Raw genomic sequence first — 19,963 nt, 5'->3', positions numbered from 1 at the left:
CCGGGATCGCGGCGTCGATCACGTCGAGTTCGGTTCGTCGTCGTCGGGGTCACCGCCGCCCGCCGCACCGCCCGCCTCGCTGTCGTCATCGTCGTCGGCATCCTCTCCGCCCCCGTCGGGATCGGCGTCGGCATCCTCTCCGCCCTCGTCGGGATCGTCGTGGTCGGTTATCACCGCCGGTTCCGGCGGTTCGTCGTCGCCTTCGCCGCCCTCCTCTCCGTCCTCGTCGGGGTCGTCGTGGTCGGTGACGACCGCCGGTTCCGGCGGCTCGTCGTCCTCGCTTCTCCCGTCCCCACGGTCCCCGTCGGATCCCTCCGTCGGCGACTCGTCGTCGGTCCCGCGGACGTCCGTGCCGCTCGATCCGTTCGCTTCGCGCTCGAGGGCCCCGTTCGGCGGCCCGGCCTCCCGTCGTCCCGAGCCGAACAGCCGGTCGCGGATCGAGCGGCGACTGGGCCGTTCCGCGAGCAGCACCGAGCAGTCCACGTCGTGGATCACGTCGAGGTGAAGCGAGTTCGAGACGAGCCGCGAGAGCAGCCCCTTCTCCGTCGCGCCGATGATCACGAGGGTGCTCTCTTCGGCCTCCCGGACGATCGCCGCCTCGACGTCCCCGCCGTCGTCGACGATCCGCTCGGCGTCGCCCACGTCGTTCTCCTCGGCCCAGGCCGCGAGGAAGTTCTCGCCTTCCTCGCGGTCCTCGGGGCCGTCGACGACGTGTAACAGCGTCACCTCGGAGCCAGCGGTCCGCGAGAGCACGCTCGCCACCTCCGCGCCGAGTCGGGAGTCCGGGCCGCCGGAGGTGGGGAGGAGGACCCGCGAGGTGTCGAGATCCGTCTCGCTCAGGATGAGGAAGTCACACGGGAGCTGGTTCGTGAGCTCGTCTATCGGCCGCTCCGCGCGGGCCGCGTTCCAGAGCTGGTCCTCGCCCCAGCCCATCAGTACGGCCTCGGGGCGGGTCCGGCGGGCCATGTTGAACACCTCCTCGAAGGAGCGGTGCGAGACCACCGTCGAGGTGGAGACCTCGACGTCGTACCCCTCCGCGGTCTCGCGCAGGCCCGCCATCCCCTCCTCGGAGACGTCCGCGATCCGGCCCGCCCCCGCCGACAGCGACATGCGCTCGGGGGCCTGGACCACGTGGACGACGTGGACGAGACCGTCCTCGTGATCGCTCGCGAGCCGGCTCGCGAGCTCGACTATCGGCCCGTCGGTCCGGGGGTTCGAGATGGGGACCATGATCCGGTGGCCCTCGCTCGCGAACAGCGTCGCCTCGGTGGCGTCGAGGATGGGAACGTACGACCGGCCGGCCGCCCGTCCGAAGACCCACTCGGGTAGCGTGAGCCGACGATTCATCCCCTCGAAGCGCGCCTCCTCCAAGCGCTCCTCGCTCGTCTGGAAGTAGTTGACCAGCGTGACGAGCACCACACCGCCGATCGTGTTGCCGAGAAGCACCGGGAGCACGAACCCGATCAGCCCGCCGTACAGGGTGAGTCCGCCGACGTCGACTCCGAGCGTCCCGGCGAAGAGCAGGTACATCACCTCGGTGAAGGAGATGACGACGTGGTAGAGGTCGCCGAGCGGGATCGCGAGGAACGCGAGGTAGACGACGAGCAGCCGGGTGACGGAGTTCGTGGAGGCGAATCCGACCCAGACGACGCCGGCGACGATCAGCCCCGCCACGGCCGCTTTGAAAAAGAGCGGCCAGAAGTCGACGGAGAGTCCCCCAGTGGAGATGTACACCGCCGCGTCGACCGCGTCGGCGGAGAAGACGCCGCCGTACGAGAGCACGAGCGCGCCGACCGCACCGCCGACGAAGTTCCCCGCGAGCACGATACCCCAGTGACGCAACAGCGTCGGGACGCTGGCGAGTCGTTCGAGCGTCAACGCCACCGGCGGGAGCGTGTTCTCCGTGTAGAGCTGGTAGCCGCCGATGATGATGTAGATGAACCCCAGCGGGTACAACAGGACGCTCAAGATCGGGTGACCGTCGGTCGCGGCGGTCAACGAGGCGTACAGGAGGAACGTGATCGTGAGCGCCAACCCCGCGGCGACGCCGCTGAAGAACAGTTCGCGTCGCCCCGAGGTCACTTCCTCGTCGGCCGCGGCGACGATCCGCTGGAACACCTCGTCCGAGGAGAAGCGGTCCCGAACCGCCTCGCCGACCGCGGGCGCGCCGCTGCGCGATCGCTCGACCACCTCCCGCATCGAGTCGTCGTCGGGTCCCGTGGGGTCCGTCACTGCCCTACACAGGGAGGCGCCGATAAAAAGGAGTTGCTCTTCCCGCTACCGCTCGATCGCACGCGGTCGCTCGGGCCCCGTCCGGAGACGAGTCACGACCGATCGACGGTCACCAGTCACGACCGATCGACGGTCACCAGTCACGACCGATCGACGGTCACCAACCGGACCTCCACGCCGGGTTCCTCGCCGGTCACTCGCTCGATCCGCTCCTCCAGCGTCGTCGCCACGCCGTCGATCGAGACCCCGGGCGGCGCGCCGACGGTGACGATCACGCGGTCGGTCTCCCGCGGCGGGATCGTGCCGGTGCGTTCGATACGCAACTCGAGTAGTTCGGCCGCCGGATCGAGCGTCGCCAGCTCGTCGCCCACCGCGTTCCGAACGTCGCTCTCCGTCGTGGACGCGACGTAGCTGTCGTAGGTGACGCCGCCGAGGAACACGCTCAACACCGCGATCGCGGCGACGAGGACGGCGACGCGTTTCACGACCGTCGCCCGCGCGTCGTCCTCGCGGAACCAGCGCTCGGGACGGTACCCCTCGTACCACAGCATCACGAGCGCCGCGAGGTTGATCGAGAGCACGTTCACCGCGACGATCACGCCCGCGCCGAGCACGAGCCGCGGGATCCCGAAGGCGATCCCGATGCCGACGGCGGCCGCCGGCGGGATCAACGCGACCGCGATCATCACGCCGACGAGCGTGGCGGAGACGCCGGTCATGAGCGAGACGATCCCCGCGACGCCGGCCCCGATCGCCACCGCGAGCACGAGCACGTTCGGGGCGAGCCGCTCCGCGACCTCGGCGAGCTCGAGCGGGTCGAGTCCGGGCGGGACGAGCCCCAGCGTCCGGAGCGACACGGCGAACAGGGTCGCGGCCGCGACCGCGACCGCGACGCCGAGCACCTGCATCCGCACGCCCCGTCGGAACATCTCCTCGTCGTCGACGACGGTGCCGATGGCCGCCGACATCGCCGGCCCGATGAGCGGCGCGATCACCATCGACCCGACGACCGTCGCCGGCGAGTCGAGGAGCAGTCCGGCCGTCGCGATCACCGCCGAGATCACCGTCATCAGGACGTACGTCCCCATCCCGGAAGCGAGGTCGTCCGCCTTCGCCTGAAGTTCCTGTCTCGATATCCGGTCTTCGTCCCGGTCGGACTCCTCGGCGTACTCCGCCTCCAACTCCTCGAAGCGCCGGGAGATGACCGTCTCGGCGGCGACGATCACCGTGTAGGTCCGCTCGTCGATGCCGGCCTCGCGCAGGCGCTCGAGGACGGGTTCGACGGCCGCCTTCGGCAGCGGAAACGTCGCGACGCCCGTGTATTCGCGGTTGCTCGTCTCGTCGGTGACGACGTAGTCGACCCCCTCGTCTTCGAGCGCGCGGACGACTGCCGCGCGCTTTCCCGCCGGGATCATGACCTGTACGAGTCGCACGATCCGTGCTCTCCCGGACGAGTCTTATATGCGAGGGATCGAGTCAGCCGATCCGACCCGTCGGCAGAAACGGAACTTTAATGCGAGGATCGCTCCCATTTCCCGACGAGATGCTCTCGCCGCTGTTCATCGACACGTTCCTGCTCGATTATCACCTCGGGCACGTCCTGTTGCTCGCGTTCGTCGCCTCGCTTCTCGGCGTGCTCCCGCTGAAGTCACAGAAGCTGGTCGCCGCGGTGATAATCAGCTTCGGGCTGATCTTCTCGATGTCGCCGTTCACCACCATGCCGGCGACGTACATCCTCCTCGGGGTCGGGCTGGTGATCGTCGGGCCGCTCCTGTGGACGACGGCCGACTCGTAGCCGTTCTCCTCCCCCGATTCGTTCTTCTCACCGCCTCCGTTCTCCCCGTCGCACCGCCTCCGTTCTCTCTCCGGTCTCCGTCCGCCACGCTCGCGTCCGCACCTCGTCCCGCGTTCTCGCCTCGATCGCGATCCCGCTCCTTTTTGACGCCCCGGCGTAACGCCTCGGCATGGTAACGGTACGGGCACCCGCGACCAGCGCGAACCTCGGGAGCGGTTTCGACGTCTTCGGGGCGGCGCTCTCGCGGCCCGCGGACGTCGTCACGGTCGAGCGGGCCGACCGGACCACCATCGAGGTGACCGGCGTCGGGGCCCAGTACATCCCGGAGGACCCCGAGGGCAACACCGTCGGGGCGGTCGTCGAGGCGCTCGACGCGCCCGCGCACATCCACATCGACAAGGGGGTCCGCCCGGCCTCGGGGCTCGGCTCCTCGGCGGCCAGCGCCGCGGGGGCCGCGGTCGCGCTCAACCGCCTCTACGATCGGGGCTACTCCCGAGAGGAGCTCGTCCCCATTGCCGCCGAGGGCGAGGCGGTCGTCTCCGGCGTCGCCCACTCCGACAACGTCGCCCCCTCGATCCTCGGCGGCTTCACGGTCACCACGACCGACGGCACCCACAGCGTCGACGCTCGAGTCCCGCTCGTGGTGTGTCTCCCCGACGTGGCGGTCTCGACGCGGGACGCCCGCCGAGTCGTCCCCGAGACCGCCTCGATGGACGACCTCGTCGAGACGGTCGGCAACGCCGCCACGCTCGCGATCGGGATGTGCCGCTCGGACCCGGCGCTCGTCGGCGCGGGCATGAGCGATCCGGTCGTCACCCCGGAACGCGCTCGGCTCATCACGGGATACGACGCGGTCCACGACGCCGCGCTCGCGGCCGGCGCGACCGGCGTCACGGTGAGCGGGGCCGGTCCCGCGGTGGTCGCCGCCTGTCGCCAGGGGAACCGACAGAGGATCGCGGCCGCCATGCTCGACGCCTTCGCCGAGGCCGACATCGACGCTCGCGCCTACCAGACCCGGATCGGCGGGGGCGCGACGGTGCTGGAGGAGTGAGGCGTTCTACGCCCGCCGGATCGGCGAGGTCATACAGTGGATCCCGCCGCCGCCGTTCGTGAGCTGATCCGGGTCGAGACCCTCCCCGTCCGGTAACACCTCGACGCCCGCGTCCTCGAGCACCTCGACCATGCGTCGGTGCTCGCGTTTCGCCTCGCACACGGAGAACGGCCGGGCGAAGTGGTTCGGTCCGGGATCCATCGCCCCGATCGCCGCCTCGATTCCGGGCTCGTGGACCCGCACCGCGCGTAGCGTGTCGTACTCGGCCTCGGCTGTGGGCTCCCGCATGTGACGGTGTCTCGTACCAAACTCCGAGGAATAAACGGATCGGGATCGGTCGGTACAGTCCAAACAACGATCGCCTGAGCGGTGGCGTGCCTCCGAGCGCCCAACGCGCGCGAGGAGCCCGCGAGGGAGTCGGTCGCCGGAGGCGACCGACGAGGCTGGGGAGGCGTGAGGTGCTGTGCGGGGTGGGACTCAAAGGGGCAGTCGCGATTCCCGCGAGCACAGCGAGCGGGAAGTCGAGAGACGAAGTCTCTCGGAAGGACGAAGCCCGGCGAAGCAAGCACCGCAGTGAAGGAGCGACAGCGACTGAGCGAGGAGCGCAGCGAGCCGCGCGAGTCCTCGTGGCTGGGGCTTTGGACGTGTTCACCGCGCCAGCAACTACTCCCTTCTTCTCACCTCGATCACTTACGAAACACCCGCCATATAAGCATACGGAGTATACGATCCGGGAAGGTCACTTTTCGTTGTCGACGTCCGCTTCGTTGTCGTCGTCGGCTCCGTCGTGTGCGTCTCCCTCGCTCTCCGTCCCGTCGTCGTCCTCGTACATCTGACGGGTCAGTTCGCGTGCCTCCTCGAAGGCGGCTGCCGTCTCCGGGTCCACCTCACCGGACCCGCCTCCGTGACCGCTGGCGTGACCGTGGTCGTGACCGGAACGGTGGTTGTGACCGTGCTCGTGTCCGGAACCGTGCTCGTGTGCGTGTTCGGCGTGGGCGTCGCTCGGGTTGCCGCCTATCTCCCCGTGGCCGGCCAGATCGGCGTCCACCGCCGGGCGACCGCGGTCGGTCGTGTCCTCGAACACCTCGTGATACTCCGCGGGTTCGGCGTGCTCGACGACCACCTCCGCCAGTCCGGCGGGATCGGCCGTCTCCCACTCGGGAGCGTGGTCGTCGAGCCACGCCGCGTGGTCGTCGCCGTGGAGCATCGCCGTGAACGCGAGGTGGTGCGCCAAGTGCTCGCCGTCGCGCTGCGGAGTCGCACACACCGGACACGCGTATCCCATCGTGGCGTCGGATACGGGCGTGAGCGGTAAATCGGCGTCGGAAGGGCGTCGCGCGCCCCGATGGAGGCGGATCGGCGCGAAACGGGAGCGACGAGGAGTCCTGACGCCGCTATAACAGCAACTTTATCACTCGCACGGGGCGAAAATCCGGGTAAGACTGCTCCGTTAGGAGGTTCAACAGTGACCCAAGCCAACACACAACCGGAGGTGAACATCGGTCTCGTCGGTCACGTCGACCACGGGAAGACGACGCTCGTACAGGCGTTGTCCGGATCGTGGACCGACCAGCACAGCGAGGAGATGAAACGCGGGATCTCGATCCGGCTCGGGTACGCGGACGCGACGTTCCGCCGCTGTCCCGGCGTCGACGAGCCCGAGTGTTACACGACCGACGAGGAGTGTCCCGACGGCTCCGAGAGCGAGCCGATCCGGACCGTCTCGTTCGTCGACGCACCCGGCCACGAGACGCTGATGGCGACGATGCTCTCGGGCGCGTCGATCATGGACGGGGCCGTCCTCGTCGTGAGCGCGACCGAGGACGTCCCGCAGGCACAGACCGAGGAACACCTGATGGCGCTCGACCTCATCGGGATCGAGAACATCGTCATCGCCCAGAACAAAGTCGACCTGGTCGACCGCGACCGCGCCGTCGACAACTACGAGCAGATCCAGGAGTTCGTCGAGGGCACCGTCGCCGAGGGCGCGCCGATCGTCCCCGTGTCGGCGGGCCAGGAGGTCAACCTCGATCTGCTCATCCAGGCGATCGAATCGGAGATCCCGACGCCCGAGCGCGACCCCGACGAGGACGCCCGGATGTTCGCGGCCCGGTCGTTCGACATCAACCGCCCGGGCGCGACTGCGGACGAGTTGAAAGGCGGCGTCGTCGGCGGCTCGCTCGTCCAGGGCGAGCTGTCGGTCGGAGACGGCCTCGAGATCCGCCCCGGCCGCGAGGTCGAAGAGGAGGGACAGACCGAGTGGCGGCCGCTCGAGACCTCGATCCGGTCGCTTCAGGCGGGCACGCAGAACGTGGAGTCCGCGAAACCCGGCGGCCTGCTCGGCGTCGGGACGGGGCTCGACCCCAGCCTGACGAAGGGGGACGCGCTCGCCGGCCAGGTCGCCGGCGAGCCCGGAACGCTCCCGCCGACCCGACACGAGTTCGAGATGCAGGTCGACCTCCTCGACCGCGTCGTCGGCAAGGAGGACGACGAGAGCGGCGAGAGCGACATCGAGGAGATCTCGACCGGCGAGCCGCTCATGTTGACCGTCGGCACCGCGACCACCGTCGGCGCCGTGACGAGCGCGCGCGACGACGAGTGCGAGGTCAGCCTCAAGCGACCGGTGTGCGCCGAGGAGGGCGCACAGATCGCGATCAATCGCCGCGTCGGCGCGCGGTGGCGGCTGATCGGGGTCGGAACGCTGTCGTAGCGTGTCCGACGAGGCCTCCGAAGGTGAGACGCGTCCCGTCGTCGCGCTCGACGCGAGCGCGCTGATGGCCCCGGTCGAGGCGAACGTCCGGCTGTTCGAGGAACTCGACCGGCTCCTCGGGAGCTACGATCCGGTCGTGCCGTCGGCGGTGCTCGAGGAACTCGACGGGATCGGGTCGGGCGCGGGGAAGGCGGCGACCGCGGCGAGCGTCGGCGCGGACCTCGCGGAGCGCGCCGAGACAGTCGACGTCGAGGGGGCGTACGCGGACGACGCGCTCGTCGACCTCGCTCGCTCGGGTCGGGTCGCGTACGTGGTCACGCTCGACAGGCCCCTCGTGGAACGGGTACTGGACGCGGACACACCGGTAATCTGTTTACGGGGGCGGGACACACTCACGGTAACGGACCCGTAGCCGAGAGGAACCGGCGGAGAAACGACGGAACGGACGCGACGCGATCGGATGCCGCGGACGAACACACGCGATCACAGACACAACCCACGCACATGTACAAACGAGTTCGACTCAAGGACACGGTCGAGGTCCCGCCGGAGCACCTGGCGGACGTCACCGACGAGCGGGTGAAAGCCCTGCTTCAGGACAAGCTGGAAGGACGAATGGACGAGGACGTCGGCAGCGTCGTGAGCGTCATCGAGGTCCACGACATCGGCGAGGGCGCGGTGCTTCACAACCGACCCGGCGTCTACTACGAGGCCGAGTTCGACGCGCTCACCTTCGATCCCGACATGCAGGAGGTCGTCGACGGGACGGTCGTCGAGACGGTCGAATTCGGCGCGTTCGTCGGGATCGGGCCGGTCGACGGCCTGCTCCACGTCTCGCAGATCACCGACGAGTACCTCACCTTCGACGGGGCGAACCAGCAGCTGGCCTCCTCGGATTCCGATAAGAGTCTCGGGGTAGACGACGGAGTCCGGGTGCGGGTCGTCACGAAGAGCGTCGACGAGCGGAACCCGCGCGACTCGAAGATCGGGCTCACCGCCAAACAGCCGGGGCTCGGTAAACACGAGTGGCTCGAGAGCGACCGCCGCCGGCGGGCCGAGGCCGGCACGACCGGGGAGGACGACTGATGGCCGAGGATCGGCTCGCCTGCCGGGAGTGTCACTACGTCAACGACCCGGACGCACAGACCTGCGAGCACTGCGGCTCCTCCTCGCTGACGGAGGACTGGGCGGGCTACGTCATCATCACGAACCCCGAGGAGAGCCAGATCGCGGAGGAGATGAACGTCTCGAAGCCGGGATCGTACGCCCTGAAGGTCCGATAGCCACCCCGATCGACCGCACGATTCTTCACACGACGACGCCGTACGGTTCGGTATGCCGAACCCGATCGTGACCCTTCCCGACTCGCTTCGCGACGCGTTCAAAGAGCCGATGGGTCCGGTGACGACCGACGCCGACGAACTGCTCGCGGCCGCGGCCGAGACTCGCGAGGAGTACGGTGCTCCCGACGCGCCGATCGTCGCCGTCGGCGACGTCGTCACCTACCACCTCCGGGAGGCCGGTCGCGTTCCGGACGTCGCGCTCGTCGACGGGAAGACCGAGCGAGAGGCGGTCCGGACGAAGATCTCGGACGCACTCGCGGCCGGCGACGAGAAACGAGTACACGTCGAGAACCCCGCGGCGACGCTCACCGTCGCGCTCCTCGAGCGGCTCGTCGACGCGCTCACCGACTCGGATCCCGTCACGATCGAAGTCGACGGCGAGGAGGATCTGGCCGCGCTGCCGGCGATCATCGCCGCTCCCGACGGTTCGAGCGTCGTGTACGGCCAGCCCGGCGAGGGGATGGTTCGGGTCGCAGTCACCCCGGAGGCCCGAGAGCGGGCCCGAGAACTGTTCGAGGGGCTCGACGGCGACGTCGACGGCGCGTTCGACGCGCTCGGGCAGTCCGGATGACCTCGATCCGATCGCGTCCGATGGATGGCAACCTCAGGGAGCGATCCGCACGACCGATACTCCGGAGCGAAAGTGTTCGTCCGGGGTCGAGGAGGCCGCCATCGGATCGAGGATCGCCGTACTGAAGCGGTTCGTGCCCGATCGACGCCGAGAGTTCCAGTGGAAGGCAAGGGGTTCACGCCCAGTGGAAGGCAAGGGTTCACGCGTCGCCGGGTGGCTCGAACGGACGAACCGACGGTAGAACCGTTCGGCCGGCCGTCCACCCGCTTCGAAATCCTTTTACAGCGTTCGGAGGGTAGTACACGTAACTGAACCATGGACGTCGACATCATCTCCGAGGAAGAAAACCCCATGTTGCACCGGACGGACATCCGATTCGAGACGGTCCACGACGAGGCCACCCCCTCCCGGCTCTCGGTCCGCGACTCGCTCGCCGCCAAGCTCGACAAGGCCTCCGAGGAGGTCGTCGTCCACGAACTCGACACGAAGTTCGGGATGCGCAAGACGATCGGCTACGCGAAGGTGTACGACTCCGCGGCTGACGCGCTCGACGTCGAGCAGGACTACATGCTCGAGCGGAACAAGATCGGTGCCGAGGGCGACGACGGCGAAGAGGCCTGAGACAGCGACCGAATGCGGGTTCTCGGTATCGAAGGGACGGCGTGGTGTGCGAGCGCCGCCCTCCACGACACCGAGGCCGACTCGACCGTTATTGAATCCGATCCGTACGAACCCGATAGCGGCGGCATTCACCCGCGCGAGGCCGCAGAGCACATGTCCGAGGCGATTCCCGAAGTCGTCGGGACGGTGCTGGACGCCGCCGAAGCGGAGTACGGCCCGGACGCGATAGACGCCGTCGCCTTCTCGCGAGGCCCAGGACTCGGACCGTGCCTTCGGACCGTCGGGACCGCGGCGCGCTCGCTCGCCGGCGCGCTCGACGTGCCGCTCGTCGGCGTCAACCACATGGTCGCACATCTCGAGATCGGCCGCCACGAGTCGGGATTCTCGAACCCGGTGTGTCTGAACGCCTCGGGCGCGAACGCCCACCTGCTCGGCTATCACGACGGGCGGTATCGGGTCCTCGGCGAAACCATGGACGCCGGCGTCGGCAACGCGATAGACAAGTTCACGCGACACGTCGGGTGGAATCACCCCGGCGGACCGAAGGTGGAGGCCGCCGCCGCGGAGGTCTCCGGAGACGGCCGGGGACCCGAAGCGGCCGACCTGCTGGAGCTGCCGTACGTCGTCAAGGGGATGGACTTCTCGTTTTCGGGGATCAGCTCGGCCGCGAACGACGCGTACGACGACAGCGAGCCGGTCGAGGAGATCTGTTTCTCGCTTCAAGAACACGTGTTCGGCATGCTCACCGAAGTGTCCGAGCGCGCGCTCTCGCTGACGGGAGCCGACGAGCTCGTGTTGGGCGGGGGCGTCGGTCAGAACGACCGGCTCCGCGAGATGCTCGCGGAGATGTGTTCGGCCCGCGGCGCGGCGTTTCACGCGCCCGACCCGCGATACCTCCGCGACAACGCCGGGATGATCGCGGTGCTCGGCGCGAGGATGGCGGCCGCGGGCGACACCCTCGAGATCCGCGAATCGCGGATCGACCCGAACTTCCGGCCGGACCAGGTGCCGGTGACGTGGCGGGACGACGAGTCGTCCGTCGCGCGGGTCGGAAACGGAGACGGAGGCGACCACGACGGTCGAGGGGCTGAGGCGGTCGTCGAGGTCGTCGACGCCGACGACGACGGACTCGTCGAGGGGATCGTTGACCGACCGATCGTTCGGAAGCGTCGGATCCCCAAGGAGTATCGGCATCCGGCGTTGGACCGTTCGCTTCGGCGGGATCGGACGGTCGCCGAGGCCCGATTGACGAACGAGGCGCGGCGGGCCGGCGTGCCGACGCCGCTCGTGTACGACATCGACGTGCCAGAGGCGACACTGACCCTCCAGCACGTCGGGGATCGCGACCTCGCGGCGATCCTCCACGGAGGCGGTGAGAGCGGCGGGAGCGACGGGAGTGACGAGGGCCGATCGGACCGGACGCTTCGGGCGGTCCGCTCCGTGGGTCGACACCTCGCACGGCTCCACCGTGCGGGATTCGTTCACGGCGACCCTACGACGCGAAACGTCAGGGTCGGGAGCGGGAGATCCGGCTCCGAAGGGGATCGGGGCGGCGATCCGGCCCCCGATCCGACGTACCTCATCGACTTCGGACTGGGGTATCACACCGGACACGTGGAGGACCACGCGATGGATCTCCACGTCTTCGAGGGGTCGGTAACCGCGACGGCGACGGACTCCGATCGGCTCGTCGACGCGTTCGAGGACGGATATCGGGAGGAGGGCGACGAGGTGGTCCTCGATCGGCTCCGCGAGGTGCGGCGTCGAGGGCGATATCGCTGAGTGGCCCCCGTCGACACGATTTTTATGCCCGGAGCGTGAGGTACGGGTATGGGAGACAAACCGTCGTCGGGAGAGATACTCGGGATCCCGTACAACTTCGATCGACCGAGCCTCGGTCGGCTCCTCTCGTCGTACTGGCAGCCCGAAGAGGGAATGTTGGTCGAGAAGCCGTTCGGGATCGGCTACACGCTGAACCTCGCGAACTGGCGTTCCTGGGTCGTTCTCGCGGTCGCCGGCGGACTCTACTGGCAACAGAAGGGTTCGGAGACGGGCGGGTCCGGAGGAAGCTCGAGCGAATCCGAGAGCGAGGACTCCGGTCCCGTCGAAGTGATCGTCGACGACTGAGACCGTCGCCGCCTGAGATCGGTGACGCCGACGACGTGTCGGTGGAGAACCGACGTTTCGGATGAGAAGTGACGTCCCGGATGGTTTTCGTCGGATCGGTGGAGTCATCATCCCGAGAGGTGACTCGAGGGTCGGGCGATGACCCGGAAGCTTATGACCGGAAACCGCCAAACCCGGCACGATGGACCCCGAAGATCGGCCGGCGTCGAGCGGGGACGACCCGATCGGCGACGATCCGGCCGACGGCGGCTCGGACGGAGACGATCCTGTCGGCAACGGAGATCACCACGGCGACGATCCGGTCGGTGGTGGTCCGGATGGTACCGATCCGAGCGGTAATGATCCGAACGAGACCGATCCGACGACGGAGGTCCGGATCGACGACGAGGAATCGGGGCTGTTCTACCGGTTCCGTCACGATATGGAAGGACCGCTCATGTGGCTGCGAGAGATGCTCTCGAGCGTCGCGGTCGTGCTCCTGATCGGATTGATCCTGTTCGCGGTCAGCGGGGTGTGGCCCCCGATGGTCGCGGTCGAGTCGCCGAGCATGGAACCCAACATGAACACCGGCGACCTCGTGTTCGTCACGGAACCCGGACGGCTCGCCCCCGACGTCTCCGACAACGATATCGGCGTCGTGACTCACGAGGCGGGCGAGGAGAACGGATACCGAACCTTCGGCGACTACGGGTCGGTGGTGATCTACCAGCCGCCGGGGAGGCAGGCGTCGCCGATCATCCACCGCGCGATGTTTCACGTCGAGGAGGGTGAGAACTGGTACGATCGAGCCGACGAACGGTATCACAACGCCGACGACTGCGGGGAGCTTCGGAACTGTCCCGCACCGCACGCTGGGTTCGTCACGCTCGGCGACAACAACCGCCAGTACGATCAGGCGAACGGGCTCGCCGAGCCAGTCGCCGCCGAGTGGGTGATCGGAGTAGCCAGGGTTCGAGTGCCGTACCTCGGCTACGTCAGGCTGATCACGACCGGACAGGCGGAGGTGAGCGACGTGCTCGGCGTGGTCGTCGTATCACCGGAAAACGAGGCCTTCGCGTCGGCGACTACCGGGATCGAGATCGACGTCGGCGAACCACGGAGCGTATCCGTAGATCCACCGGTAGCCGGCTCCGCCGCCGCGTGATCCGGTTGCCGAGTTTTCGTCGCCGAGGTCAGTTGTCGAAGCGGGCCTGAACGAACGGCTGTGCGTTCTCGATGTCGCCGAGCCGCGAATCCGACAGGAGGACCGCCTCGGTCTCCTCGACGGGCACGGAGAGGCCCATCTCCTTGGTTCGGCCGTAGCGTCCCTTCGAGACGACGACCGCGTTGACGATCCCCAGCATGTCGAGTTCGCTGATGAGGTCGGTGACCCGCCGCTGGGTGAGTACGTCGGCGTCGATCTCCTCACAGAGGCGCTTGTAAATGTTGAACACCTCGCCGGTGTTGATGTTGTGAACGCCGTTCTTCTCCAAGAGGATCACGGCGAATAAGACGATCTTGCTCTGGGTCGGCAGCGTCCGGACCACCTCGACGACGCGGTCGAGTTCGATCTTGTCCTGGGCCTGTCGGACGTGCTTCTCGGCGACGATCTCCGCTTGGGAGCGCTCCGCAAGCTCGCCCGCGGTCCGGAGGAGGTCGAGCGCGCGGCGCGCGTCCCCGTGTTCCTGGGCGGCGAAGGCCGCACACAGCGGGATCACGTCGTCGGTGAGCGCGTCCCGTTTGAACGCGATGTCGGCGCGGTGCTGGAGGATGTCGCGGAGCTGGTTCGCGTCGTACGGCGGGAAGACTATCTCCTCCTCGCCGAGACTGGATTTGACTCGCGGGTCGAGGAAGTCGGTGAACTTCAGGTCGTTCGAGATCCCCATGATCGAGATGCGGGAGTTGTCGAGTTCGGAGTTCATCCGCGAGAGGTTATACAGGGTGTCGTCGCCGCTCTTCTCGACGAGCTTGTCGATCTCGTCGAGCATGATCACGACCACCCGTTCGTGGTAGTCCACCGCCTCGAAGAACGTCGAGTAGACGCGGTCGGTGGGCCACCCCGTCATCGGGACCTCCTCCATCTCCTCGGCGTCTGCCTCGAGCGTTTCGATGCGATCGTCCAGTTCGTTGACCGAATCGAACTCGGTGTCGGCGAGTGCGGCGGCGGCGTCTCGCATCGCGTCCGTGGCGTCGTGCGTCGCGTCCGTTGTGACGTCCTCCGCGTCCGCCCGGAGGTCCTCGAGCCGGGCGAGCCGGTCGGCGATGACGCCCTGATTCTCCTCGATGAACGTGTTCGCGAGCTGGGCGAGGACTCGATACTGCGTGTCGGTCACCTCACAGTTGATGTACTCGACCTCGCAGGGGACGTCGTACTTCTGTGACGTCGACTCGAGCTCCTGAGAGACGAACTTCGCCGAGGCGGTCTTTCCGGTCCCCGTCTTCCCGTAGATGAGGATGTTGGAGGGGGTCTCGCCGCGGAGTGCGGAGACGAGGATCGTCGCCATCCGGTTGATCTGATCGTTACGGTGGGGGAGTTCGTGAGGGGTGTACGACGGCCGGAGGACCTCCTTGTTCTCGAATATCGGCTCACCGGAGAGGAGGTCGTCGAACAGTCCTTGATTGTCATCGTCGTCGTTGTCGAGGACGACGCCGTCGAAGTCGACGTCGGGAGACGAGCGGTCTCGACCACCGTTTCCGATTCCGGACGTTTCGGATCCGGCCCCGGACGGTCCGTCCGCGTCGTTGGACGGGACGGAATTCACGTCAGCGTCGTCGTCGTCGAGAGCGAACTCGGAGCTGCTCCCGTCCCGTACGTCGGAGTGTGGCTTCGTTCGATTCGGTGCCGATTGCTCCGTTCGATCCGGTGACGATGAGGGAGACGGCGACGGAGACGGCGAACCTGCTGAATCGGCACTATCGTCGGATTCGTCCCCGTCGGATTCGTCCCCGTCGGACTCGTCGCTATCGGACGGTGTGGTATCGCCGTCGGACCCCGGTGTATGCTCGCCTTCGTCCATGTGAACCCCCTCGTTTCAGGTGGAGACAGTCATCGCAAGTGCGGGCTCAGGCTATCTCCCGCCTGAAACGCGAAACCGCGGTCGGATTCGACGCCGACCACGTCCAGTTGATACAGTCGAACCGGATGAAGAGGAGGTACAAAAATGTTCCTCTCTCGAGTTGAAACGGTCCCCCTTCCTTCGCCTGCGGAACTAGCTGGTGACACTCCTAGTGTCGTTTATGGAAGATTCAAGGCTAAAATCCCGTCCAGAAGGGCGGGGAGGATGTCAACGAAGTTTCGAAGTTCAAGGAGAAATACCGTGCTCGAAGCGCGGGAGATGTCAATCACCGACATCACCCGTGTGAGATGGCCTCGATTAGTCGTATCGTGGATCGCGTACGGTCGGCTTCAGAGTCGTAAACTGACGAGATCGAGTGACAATCGACCGGCGATCGGACGGCGGTCGACCCGCGAGCAAGCGGCGAGTGAGTTTCTCAGCACGAACTCATTCTGCCGTCGTCGATACTCGGATAGTGACTCGTGTTACTATACGTACTCTCGGCTCTCGTATCTCGATTCTCACGATCCCCCCCACCCCTTCGTTTCGGGTGGAACGCTCAACAGGTGGGGTGGGGGGTTGAGGCGTGTATTTAGTACCGGTGGGTTTATTATACTATACCCGAAATAGTGCCCTCGACAATCCTCGAAAATAAATATTGTTTGTTCATATGTTAATTATAGTCTATAGTGATTGGAACTATATTCTATCGAGTTGATCACGGCAGTACGCTCTCCGGGATCCCCACCCACCACCCACACCGTCCTCCCGTTCCACCCGAAACGAAGGGGTGGGGGGCAAGAGGATCGAAGACGACGGCATAGCCGTGACGGTCATCGTCGACAGTTATACCATCCGGTAAACAAACGATAGGCCACACATGGTACGAATCCACATATCGAACGAGACGATACGGTACGGATGGGAGACGATGGCACGACGAACGGTGACCCGATGAGCGATGACCCGATGGACGGTGACGAAACGATGACCGGAGAGAGTGGATCCGATGCGCCTCGATCCGGCAAGATCCTTGAAGGAGTTACCGTTCTCGATCTCTCGACGTTCGTCACCGGCGGATTCTGCTCGGCGATGTTAGCGAACCAAGGAGCGGAAGTCGTCAAGATCGAGCAACCCGGATACGGCGACGCCGTTCGGCACTCCGGCCCGCCGTTCATCAAGGGCGAGTCGCCGTACTACTGGACGCTGAGCTACGGTAAGAAGAGCCTCGAACTCGACCTGAAGAATCCGAAAGCCAAGGAGGCATTGTACGAACTCGTAGAGGAGGCGGACGTCTTCATCCAGAACTTCCGTCCGGGAACTGCCGAACGACTCGACGTCGACTACGACACGCTCACCGACCACAACGAGAACCTGATCTACCTCGCGATATCGGCGTTCGGACAGACCGGCCCGTGGCGCGAGCGCTCCGGGTACGACCTCCTCATCCAGGGGATGAGCGGGATAATGAGCGTCACGGGCGAGGCGGACCGCCAGCCGGTGAAGGTCGGCCTACCGATGACGGATCTGATCACGGCGATGTGGGCGGCGTTCGGCGCGACGACCGCCCTCTATCGACGGGAACAGACCGGCGAGGGCGAGTACATCGACCTCGGCATGTTGGAGGCCGCGCTCCCGTGGCTCACCAAGCAGGCGGGGATGGTCTTCGCGGGCGAGGAGACGAAGCGGATGGGAACGAAGGACCCGGTCCTCGCCCCGTATCAGACGTTCGAAACGAAGGACGGGTTCATCAACATCTGTATCCTCAACGAGAAGCTCTGGGGCGAGCTCTGCGAGGCGCTCGATCGTCCCGACCTCCCGGAAGACGAGCGTTTCGAGATGAACGCCGACCGCGTCGAACACCTCGACGAGCTGGAGGCGGAGATCGAAGCCACCCTCGCAGAGGGGACGACCGACGAGTGGATCGAGGTCATCGCCGAGGACGCCGGCGTCCCCGCCGGCCCCGTCTACAGCGTCGAGGAGGCGCTCGAGAGCCCGCAGATCGAGGCCAGAGGGACCATCACCGAGATCGACCACCCCGAACTCGGCGAGGTGCCGGTGATCGAACACCCGCTCAAGTTCCGTAACGCCGAGAGCGGCTTCGAGCTCCCGCCGCCGCTGCTCGGCGAGCACAATCGGGAAGTGTTCCGCGAACACGGCTACTCCGAGGCCGAGATCGACCGGCTCGCCGAGCTGGGCGTGTTCGGTGATCTCGACGAGGATGGGAACTGACCACGGGCAACCGGTGTTCTCGTGGTCGGTAGCTATTCAGTTCGCTCCAGCGACTCCAGGATGAATTCGTCCATCGCTTGCCGCGCCTCCTCGGGAGCGTCCTCGTGGCCGAGCGAGATCCGTCGACCGCGGGCGGCGTGGATCACGTCGGTCACCAGCTGTCCCATCCGTTCGGCGTCGACGTCGCGGAAGACGCCCTCCTCGATGCCCTCTTCGACGACCTCGACGATGCTGCCGCGGATCCGCTCGTAGTGGTCGTTGAACACCTCGCGGTGTTGCCCGTCGTTTTGCGCCTGCGTGTACAGCTCGTGGTACACCTTCATCCGGTCCCAGTGGCCGAACTCCTCGAACTCGGGGCCGAAGAGGCACTGATCGACGCGCGCGCGAAGCTCGGTCCAGGGATCGGCGTCGTGGTCGACGACCACGCTACCCTCGTACTGGTCGATGATGTGTTCGAGAAACGAGGACATGAGGTCGTACTTCCCGTCGAAGTGGTAGTGGATCACCTGCCGCGTGAGGTCCATCTCCTCGCCGATGTCGCGCATTCGGAGGTCCTTGTAGCCGTGCTTGCTCAGCGCTCGGAAGGTAGCCTCCATGATCACCTCCTTCGTGTCCTTCGAGGAGACCACGTCGTCCGCGGTGGGCTCCCCGGAAGACGATCTCTCGGAGGCGGATTCGGCGGACTCGTCCGCCGATCCGCTCGATGATTCGCTCATACCGATACTCTACGGGTGGGGAACATAATACGATTGCTCCGCTCCGATCTTCTTTACTGCCCGGTAACGATCTTCTTTACCGCCCGGTAAACTTTTACCCTCCTGGTCAAACCCTATTATCGAACATGACACAAACGATCGTGCGAAACGGGACCGTGGTCTCGCTCGACCCCGATGTGGGCGATTTCGACGAGGCAGACGTCCTGATCGAGGACGGCGAGATCGTCGAGGTGGGTCCCGGACTCTCGGCGTCGAACGCCGAGGAGATCGACGCCTCCGACCACGTCGTCGTCCCCGGTTTCGTCGACTCGCACATCCACCTCGCACAGACCCAGGTCAGGGGCATCGCCGGCGACTGGTCGCTCATGGGCGAGTACTTCGACCACATGCTCGGCAACATCACCGGACTCTATCAACCAGAAGACATGTACCTCGGCGGCCTCTTCGGCGCCTTCGAGAAGCTCCACACGGGAACGACCACCGCCCTGGACTGGTCGTACCCCAACACGCTCGAACACGGCGAACGCGCCGTCGACGCGCTGAAGGACGCCGGACTGCGCGCGGTGTACACCTACGGCCCGCCGGGCGACGACGCGGCGAAGTGGTGGTACGAGAGCGACGTCGGCCTCCCCGAAGCGAAGATCCGCGACCTCAACGAGGAGAAGATCCGCGACGACGACTTACTCGATCTGGGTATCGGACTCCGCGGTCCGGACTTCTGCGTCGACGAGACCGCTCGCGGCGACTTGGAACTGGCCCGCGACCTCGACGCGCTCGCGACGATCCACATGGGTGCGGCGCTGTGGCCCTCCTCCGTCTACGGCGGGGATTACCAGGGCTTCGGCTGTCTCGAGGACCTGCTCGGTCCCGACGTCAACGTCGCGCACGGGAACCACTTCACACAGGATGACGTCGACCACGCCGTCGAGCAGGGAGTCTCCTTCTCGTCGACGCCGGAGGTCGAGATGCAGATGGGCCACGGAATCCCCGTCACCGGGAAGGTGCTCGAGGCGGGCGGCCGCCCGACGTGGGGCGTCGACGTCTGCTCGAACGTCAGCGGCGACATGGCCAGCCAGATGCGGATCGGCATACAGCTCCAGCGGATGTTCGACAACCAGGCGGTCTTAGAGGGCGACGAGGAGGTCACGGAGGTGAGCATCACTGCGCGCGACACGCTCGAAATGGCCACCATCGAGGGTGCGAAGGCGCTCGGCATGGCCGACGAGATCGGCACGATCACGCCCGGAAAGCGCGCGGACCTCGTACTCGTCGACGCCTCCGACTTCATGACCGCTCCCTCCCACTCGCCGGTCCAGACGGTCGTGTTCCAGTCGGACCCCTCCCACATCGACACCGTCCTCGTCGACGGCGAGGTCGTCAAACGCGACGGCGAGCTGACGAACCCCAAGGTCCGCGAGGAGTTCGACCGCTTCGTCGCCTCCGGCGAGCGCCTCATCGACGAGGCCGGCATCGAGCTGTAACTACCGGATCCCAACGTTTCACTACCTCCGCCACGGTATCATTACCCAC

The 19,963-nt window shown here is 66.5% G+C and carries 19 protein-coding genes; 13 read left to right on the top strand and 6 right to left on the bottom strand.

Annotated features, from left to right (window positions below):
• Nucleotides 1-18 precede the first annotated feature (18 nt).
• Nucleotides 19-2,232, bottom strand: coding sequence for a formate/nitrite transporter family protein (locus FN829_RS00300; RefSeq protein WP_142985018.1), 2,214 nt, complete (start codon nucleotides 2,230-2,232; stop codon nucleotides 19-21).
• A 140-nt stretch (nucleotides 2,233-2,372) separates the two neighbouring features.
• Complete coding sequence (locus tag FN829_RS00295) at nucleotides 2,373-3,647, bottom strand: TIGR00341 family protein (RefSeq protein WP_142985429.1); 1,275 nt, start codon at nucleotides 3,645-3,647, stop codon at nucleotides 2,373-2,375.
• Nucleotides 3,648-3,775: 128 nt separating this feature from the next.
• Between FN829_RS00295 and FN829_RS00290 the strand changes: the two genes are divergently transcribed.
• Together FN829_RS00290 and FN829_RS00285 are read left to right on the top strand one after the other, a co-directional pair.
• The gene (locus FN829_RS00290) at nucleotides 3,776-4,027 is read left to right on the top strand and encodes a hypothetical protein (RefSeq protein WP_142985016.1); all 252 of its coding nucleotides are present in this window, start codon (nucleotides 3,776-3,778) and stop codon (nucleotides 4,025-4,027) included.
• A gap of 169 nt (nucleotides 4,028-4,196) precedes the next feature.
• Nucleotides 4,197-5,078, top strand: coding sequence for a homoserine kinase (locus FN829_RS00285; protein ID WP_142985014.1), 882 nt, complete (start codon nucleotides 4,197-4,199; stop codon nucleotides 5,076-5,078).
• A gap of 6 nt (nucleotides 5,079-5,084) precedes the next feature.
• On the opposite strand, the gene FN829_RS00280 is transcribed toward FN829_RS00285, so the two are convergent.
• Both FN829_RS00280 and FN829_RS00275 read right to left on the bottom strand, forming a co-directional pair.
• The gene (locus FN829_RS00280; RefSeq protein ID WP_142985012.1) at nucleotides 5,085-5,366 is read right to left on the bottom strand and encodes a hypothetical protein; all 282 of its coding nucleotides are present in this window, start codon (nucleotides 5,364-5,366) and stop codon (nucleotides 5,085-5,087) included.
• Nucleotides 5,367-5,817: 451 nt separating this feature from the next.
• Nucleotides 5,818-6,363 carry a DUF5810 domain-containing protein gene (locus FN829_RS00275; protein WP_142985009.1) on the bottom strand — a complete coding sequence of 182 codons (546 nt, stop codon included), beginning with the start codon at nucleotides 6,361-6,363 and terminating at the stop codon, nucleotides 5,818-5,820.
• 180 nt (nucleotides 6,364-6,543) lie between these two features.
• Between FN829_RS00275 and FN829_RS00270 the strand changes: the two genes are divergently transcribed.
• The 9 genes from FN829_RS00270 to FN829_RS00230 all read left to right on the top strand — a co-directional run bounded on the left by FN829_RS00270 (nucleotide 6,544) and on the right by FN829_RS00230 (nucleotide 13,594).
• Entirely contained in the window at nucleotides 6,544-7,788 is a 1,245-nt protein-coding gene (locus tag FN829_RS00270) for a translation initiation factor IF-2 subunit gamma (RefSeq protein ID WP_142985007.1), read from the top strand.
• Between the two features lies 1 nt (nucleotide 7,789).
• The gene (locus FN829_RS00265) at nucleotides 7,790-8,200 is read left to right on the top strand and encodes a twitching motility protein PilT (RefSeq protein ID WP_185955647.1); all 411 of its coding nucleotides are present in this window, start codon (nucleotides 7,790-7,792) and stop codon (nucleotides 8,198-8,200) included.
• Between the two features lie 92 nt (nucleotides 8,201-8,292).
• Nucleotides 8,293-8,874, top strand: a complete 582-nt coding sequence (locus FN829_RS00260) for a DNA-directed RNA polymerase (RefSeq protein ID WP_142985006.1) — start codon at nucleotides 8,293-8,295, stop codon at nucleotides 8,872-8,874.
• The gene (gene spt4 / locus FN829_RS00255; RefSeq protein WP_142473286.1) at nucleotides 8,874-9,071 is read left to right on the top strand and encodes a transcription elongation factor subunit Spt4; all 198 of its coding nucleotides are present in this window, start codon (nucleotides 8,874-8,876) and stop codon (nucleotides 9,069-9,071) included. The genes FN829_RS00260 and spt4 overlap by 1 nt, the downstream gene beginning before the upstream one ends.
• 64 nt (nucleotides 9,072-9,135) lie before the next feature.
• Nucleotides 9,136-9,702: a GTP-dependent dephospho-CoA kinase family protein gene (locus FN829_RS00250; RefSeq protein WP_142985427.1), complete on the top strand. Its 567-nt coding sequence runs from the start codon at nucleotides 9,136-9,138 to the stop codon at nucleotides 9,700-9,702.
• A 315-nt stretch (nucleotides 9,703-10,017) separates the two neighbouring features.
• On the top strand, nucleotides 10,018-10,323 hold the full coding sequence (locus FN829_RS00245) for a 30S ribosomal protein S24e (RefSeq protein WP_142473285.1): 306 nt from the start codon (nucleotides 10,018-10,020) through the stop codon (nucleotides 10,321-10,323).
• Nucleotides 10,324-10,335: 12 nt separating this feature from the next.
• Nucleotides 10,336-12,105, top strand: coding sequence for a bifunctional N(6)-L-threonylcarbamoyladenine synthase/serine/threonine protein kinase (locus FN829_RS00240; protein ID WP_142473284.1), 1,770 nt, complete (start codon nucleotides 10,336-10,338; stop codon nucleotides 12,103-12,105).
• 48 nt (nucleotides 12,106-12,153) lie between these two features.
• Nucleotides 12,154-12,450 carry a DUF5808 domain-containing protein gene (locus tag FN829_RS00235; RefSeq protein ID WP_142473283.1) on the top strand — a complete coding sequence of 99 codons (297 nt, stop codon included), beginning with the start codon at nucleotides 12,154-12,156 and terminating at the stop codon, nucleotides 12,448-12,450.
• A 181-nt stretch (nucleotides 12,451-12,631) separates the two neighbouring features.
• Nucleotides 12,632-13,594 carry a S26 family signal peptidase gene (locus FN829_RS00230; protein ID WP_142473282.1) on the top strand — a complete coding sequence of 321 codons (963 nt, stop codon included), beginning with the start codon at nucleotides 12,632-12,634 and terminating at the stop codon, nucleotides 13,592-13,594.
• Nucleotides 13,595-13,622: 28 nt separating this feature from the next.
• Here FN829_RS00230 and FN829_RS00225 read toward each other — a convergent pair whose 3' ends face one another.
• Nucleotides 13,623-15,446: a Cdc6/Cdc18 family protein gene (locus FN829_RS00225; protein WP_142473281.1), complete on the bottom strand. Its 1,824-nt coding sequence runs from the start codon at nucleotides 15,444-15,446 to the stop codon at nucleotides 13,623-13,625.
• 1,026 nt (nucleotides 15,447-16,472) lie between these two features.
• Between FN829_RS00225 and FN829_RS00220 the strand changes: the two genes are divergently transcribed.
• Nucleotides 16,473-17,717, top strand: a complete 1,245-nt coding sequence (locus FN829_RS00220; RefSeq protein WP_394348697.1) for a CaiB/BaiF CoA transferase family protein — start codon at nucleotides 16,473-16,475, stop codon at nucleotides 17,715-17,717.
• Between the two features lie 32 nt (nucleotides 17,718-17,749).
• Here the strand turns inward: FN829_RS00220 and FN829_RS00215 are convergent, their stop codons facing one another.
• Nucleotides 17,750-18,433 (bottom strand): TetR/AcrR family transcriptional regulator, encoded by a 684-nt coding sequence (locus tag FN829_RS00215; protein WP_142473280.1) that lies wholly within the window; start codon nucleotides 18,431-18,433, stop codon nucleotides 17,750-17,752.
• Between the two features lie 125 nt (nucleotides 18,434-18,558).
• On the opposite strand from FN829_RS00215, the gene FN829_RS00210 reads away from it, so the two are divergent.
• Nucleotides 18,559-19,914 carry an amidohydrolase family protein gene (locus tag FN829_RS00210; RefSeq protein ID WP_142473279.1) on the top strand — a complete coding sequence of 452 codons (1,356 nt, stop codon included), beginning with the start codon at nucleotides 18,559-18,561 and terminating at the stop codon, nucleotides 19,912-19,914.
• Nucleotides 19,915-19,963: the final 49 nt, after the last annotated feature.

It is taken from the genome of Halorubrum cibi (genome assembly GCF_900182635.1).
Classification (GTDB): Archaea; Halobacteriota; Halobacteria; order Halobacteriales; family Haloferacaceae; genus Halorubrum; species Halorubrum cibi.
Note: the sequence above shows the minus strand (reverse complement) of the source record. Positions and strands in the feature narration are given on the sequence as shown.

Excerpts from the sequence above, each read along its gene's own strand:
- FN829_RS00295 (WP_142985429.1), bottom strand. The coding sequence starts at position 3,647 with ATGATCCCGGCGGGAAAGCGCGCGGCAGTCGTCCGCGCGCTCGAAGAC.
- FN829_RS00290 (WP_142985016.1), top strand. The coding sequence starts at position 3,776 with ATGCTCTCGCCGCTGTTCATCGACACGTTCCTGCTCGATTATCACCTC.
- FN829_RS00285 (WP_142985014.1), top strand. The coding sequence starts at position 4,197 with ATGGTAACGGTACGGGCACCCGCGACCAGCGCGAACCTCGGGAGCGGT.
- FN829_RS00280 (WP_142985012.1), bottom strand. The coding sequence starts at position 5,366 with ATGCGGGAGCCCACAGCCGAGGCCGAGTACGACACGCTACGCGCGGTG.
- FN829_RS00275 (WP_142985009.1), bottom strand. The coding sequence starts at position 6,363 with ATGGGATACGCGTGTCCGGTGTGTGCGACTCCGCAGCGCGACGGCGAG.
- FN829_RS00260 (WP_142985006.1), top strand. The coding sequence starts at position 8,293 with ATGTACAAACGAGTTCGACTCAAGGACACGGTCGAGGTCCCGCCGGAG.
- spt4 (WP_142473286.1), top strand. The coding sequence starts at position 8,874 with ATGGCCGAGGATCGGCTCGCCTGCCGGGAGTGTCACTACGTCAACGAC.
- FN829_RS00245 (WP_142473285.1), top strand. The coding sequence starts at position 10,018 with ATGGACGTCGACATCATCTCCGAGGAAGAAAACCCCATGTTGCACCGG.
- FN829_RS00240 (WP_142473284.1), top strand. The coding sequence starts at position 10,336 with ATGCGGGTTCTCGGTATCGAAGGGACGGCGTGGTGTGCGAGCGCCGCC.
- FN829_RS00235 (WP_142473283.1), top strand. The coding sequence starts at position 12,154 with ATGGGAGACAAACCGTCGTCGGGAGAGATACTCGGGATCCCGTACAAC.
- FN829_RS00230 (WP_142473282.1), top strand. The coding sequence starts at position 12,632 with ATGGACCCCGAAGATCGGCCGGCGTCGAGCGGGGACGACCCGATCGGC.
- FN829_RS00225 (WP_142473281.1), bottom strand. The coding sequence starts at position 15,446 with ATGGACGAAGGCGAGCATACACCGGGGTCCGACGGCGATACCACACCG.
- FN829_RS00220 (WP_394348697.1), top strand. The coding sequence starts at position 16,473 with ATGACCGGAGAGAGTGGATCCGATGCGCCTCGATCCGGCAAGATCCTT.
- FN829_RS00215 (WP_142473280.1), bottom strand. The coding sequence starts at position 18,433 with ATGAGCGAATCATCGAGCGGATCGGCGGACGAGTCCGCCGAATCCGCC.
- FN829_RS00210 (WP_142473279.1), top strand. The coding sequence starts at position 18,559 with ATGACACAAACGATCGTGCGAAACGGGACCGTGGTCTCGCTCGACCCC.